1 protein-coding gene and 1 pseudogene are annotated in these 3,688 nt (G+C 73.8%); both read right to left on the bottom strand.

What is annotated here, in order from left to right; translation table 11 throughout:
* The coding region (locus HMPREF3099_RS00975) for an efflux RND transporter permease subunit (protein ID WP_070703343.1) at nt 1–3,223 on the bottom strand (3,223 nt) is incomplete at its 3' end.
* Between the two features lie 84 nt (nt 3,224–3,307).
* A pseudogene (locus tag HMPREF3099_RS12640) lies at nt 3,308–3,688 on the bottom strand (hypothetical protein); the annotation flags it as partial.

Below are 3,688 nucleotides of genomic sequence, written 5' to 3'. Positions count from 1 at the left end.
CGGGGGCGGCCTGCGCCGACCCCTCCGCCCCGGGGGCCGGCAGGCCCTCGGCCTCCCCGGCCTCCTGCCCGCGGTCCCGGCCGAACCGGCGGCCGACGCGCTCCACGATGACGTACAGCGCCGGCACCAGCAGCAGCGTGAGCACCGTGCTGCTCAGCAGGCCGCCGATCACCACGATCGCCAGCGGCTGGCTGATGAAGGCCCCGCCGCCGGTGAGCGCGAACGCCATCGGGGTGAGCGCGCAGATGGTGGCCAGCGCCGTCATGAGGATGGGGCGCAGGCGGTGGCGGCCGCCCTCCACCACGGCGTCCTCGATCGACAGCCCGCGGGCGCGGTACTGGTTGACCAGGTCGATGAGCACGATGGCGTTGGTCACCACGATGCCCACCAGCATCAGGCCGCCGATCATGCCGGCCACGCCCAGCGGCACCCGGGTGAGCACCAGCATCGCGATGGCGCCGGTGGCCGCGAAGGGGATGGAGACCAGCAGGATGAGCGGCTGCACGATCGAGCGGAAGGCCGCCACCATGATCAGGTAGACGATGCCGATGGCCGCCAGCATGGCCAGCCCCAGCTGGGCGAAGGCCTCGGCCTGCTCCTCGCTCTCGCCGCCCACGGAGACCTCCACGCCCTCGGGCACGTCGACGCCGTCCACGGCCTGGGTGAGATCCCGGGTGAAGGCACCGAGGTCGTCGGTGTCGTTGACGGCGGTGATGGTGGCCGAGCGCTGGCCGTCGGTGCGCGTGATGCTCACCGGCGACTCCACCTTCCTGACGCTGGCCACGTCGGCCAGGGTGAGCGGGCCCTTCGGACCGGCGCCCACCGGCAGCTTCCTCAGCGCGGCCACGGAGGTCGGCTTCTCGCCCTGCACGACCACCACCGGGTGGGCGGCGTCCCGCAGGGTCACCTCGCCGACCGGGGCGCCGTGCAGCGCGCCGGCCACGAGCTGGCCGACGACCGCCTCGGAGAGCCCGGCGGCCTGAGCCTTCTGGCGGTCGACCTCCACGCGCACGGCGGGGATGGTGTCGGCCGCGTTGTTGGAGACGTCCGTGGCGCCCTGCACACCGGAGACGGCCTTCTCGACGGCACGCGCGGTCTCCTCCAGGGCCTTCTCGTCGTCGGAGCGCACCACCACCTGGGTGCGGCCCATCGACGGGTCCTCCGAGGCGCCGGTCACGCGGACGGTGCCGGGCACGTCCTGCAGCCGGTCCTCGATGGTGGTGCGCACCGCGTCGGCGTCGGCCTCGTCGTCCATGGCCACGAAGAACTGCGAGGAGCTCGAGCCGCCACCGGTCATGGCGGCCGCGCCGTCGCCGGTGTCACCCACGGTGGCGGTGACGGTCTTCACGCCGTCGATGCCGGCGAGGGCCTCCTCCACCTTCCGGGCGGCGGCGTCGGTGGCCTCCAGGGTGGTGCCGGCGGGCATCTCCTGGGTGACGTTCACCTGGGTGTCGCCGGCCGAGCCCATGAAGTCGGTCTTCACCAGGCCGGCGGAGGCCACGGTGCCGGCGAACACGAGCAGGCCCGCCAGGCAGGTGAGCAGGGGGCGGCGGATGACCGTGCGCAGCACGGGCAGGTAGCCGCGCTGCAGCCAGTCCGGGTCGTCGGAGTGCAGGGCGGCCAGGCGCTGCTCCTCGGTGAGGTCGCCGGCGTCGCGGCTGCGCAGGAACCAGTAGCCCAGCACCGGGATGATGGTGAGGGCCACCAGGAGGGAGGCCAGCAGGGCCACCACGACGGTGAGGGCGAAGGGGCGGAAGAGCTCGCCCACCTGTCCGCCCACGAGGCCCAGCGGCAGGAACACCGCCGCGGTGGCCAGCGTGGAGGAGGTCACGGCACCGGCCACCTCGGCCACGGCGCGCGGGATGGCCTGCGCCTTGGGCTCGCCGCCGTCCACGTGGCGTTTGATGTTCTCGATGACCACGATGGAGTCGTCCACCACGCGCCCCACGGCGATGGTGAGCGCACCGAGGGTGAGGATGTTCAGCGAGTAGCCGGCCAGGTGCAGGCCGATCATCGCCACGAGCAGCGAGAGCGGGATGGACACCGCGGTGACGAGCGTCAGGCGGATCGAGAGCAGGAAGAGCAGCACCACGAGGATGGCGAAGCCGAGGCCCAGCAGGCCCTCGGTGGTGAGGTCGTGGATGGACTGCTCCACGAACGGCGCCTGGTCGAACACGACGGTGAGGCGGCCGTCCTGGCCGAGGTCGTCCTGCAGCCCGGACAGGGCGTCGGACACGTCGTGGGAGATGCCCACGGTGTTCCCCTCGGGGGTCTTGACGATGCCGAGGGTGACGGCGGGTCGGCCGTCGGTGCGGGTGTGGCCGGTGGCCGGCGGGTCGGCGAGGGTGACCTTGGCGACGTCGCCGAGGGTCACCGGGGAGGACGGGGAGGAGGCCGCGGCGGTGGCGCCTGCCTGCTGCCCGTGGGCCACCTGCCCGGTCGGGTCCTGTGCGGTCGGGTCCTGCCCGCCCTCGCCACCGGTGGCCGGCTGGGCGGCCAGCGGCAGCGCGCGCAGCTCGGAGACGTCCTGGAAGCTCGCCCCCACCTGCACGGCCAGGGACTGGTCCCCGTCGTTGAGGGTGCCGCCGGGCACCACCACGCCGTTGGACTGCAGCGCGGCGGCCACGGCCTGCGGCGTCACGCCGGCCTTCGCGGCCTTCGCCGGGTCCAGGTCCACCCGCACCTGCTGGTCCTTCACGCCGCTGAGCTGCACCTCGCGGACGCCGTCGATCTTCTCCAGCGCGGGCACCACGCTGTCGTTGAGGCGCTCCACGAGCTGGTCGGTGCTCCCGCCGCCGGTGGCTGAGACCTGCATGATCGGGAAGGCGTCGAAGGCGCCCACGATCACCTGGGGCTCGGCCCCCTCGGGGAGGTCCATGCCCGAGACCTCGGCCTGGAGCGCGGCCTTCGCGTCGTCCAGGGAGGTGCCGTAGGTGAGCGTGGCCTGCACCACCGAGAGGCCGTTGGAGCTGGTGGACTCCACCTTCTCGATGCCGTCGAGCTGCTCGGCGGCGCGCTCCATCGGCACGGTGACGCGGGACTCCACCACCTGCGAGTCGGCGCCCTGCACGGGCGTCACGGCCACCACCAGGGGGAACTCCAGCGAGGGGAGCAGCTCCTGCTTGAGGGAGGACGTGGAGAACAGTCCGAGCACGAGGGTGAGCACCGTGGCCAGGGCCACCAACGCCCTGTTCCTCAGGCTCAGGCGGGCAAGGGCAGTCATGTGCGGGACCTCCGGGGCGGGTGCGGGACTCGGCTGGGTCGACCGCCCCGGGACGTCCCCCGGTCACCGTCACCCGCGCAGAGTCTAGGGCTCCGCCGGGGCCTCGATCTCGACGGCCACCTGCCGGTCCCCGATGCGGGTGAGCAGCAGCACCCGGCGCTGGTCGCCCCGGGTCCGGATCCGCTGGCGCACCACGGCCGGGTCCAGCGACGACCCGTGCTTGCGCAGCACCAGCTCGCCGACCTCCCGGCGGCGGGCCCACGCGGAGAGCACCTTGGGGCGGGGCGCCATCACCTCCACCACACGGTGGGTGCGCACCCACGCGGGGTCGCCCGGCAGGTCGGCCGTCATCCACCCCACGCCGGTACCCAGCTCGGCCGCCCGGGCCTCTGCGGCGCCGCCCGCCACCACGCCCACCAGCCCGGCCTGCGCCAGGGCGGGATCGGGCTCCCACAGGTGGGTGCC

It is taken from the genome of Kytococcus sp. HMSC28H12 (genome assembly GCF_001816045.1).
In the GTDB taxonomy this organism is placed as follows: Bacteria; Actinomycetota; Actinomycetes; order Actinomycetales; family Dermatophilaceae; genus Kytococcus; species Kytococcus schroeteri.
Note: the sequence above shows the minus strand (reverse complement) of the source record. Positions and strands in the feature narration are given on the sequence as shown.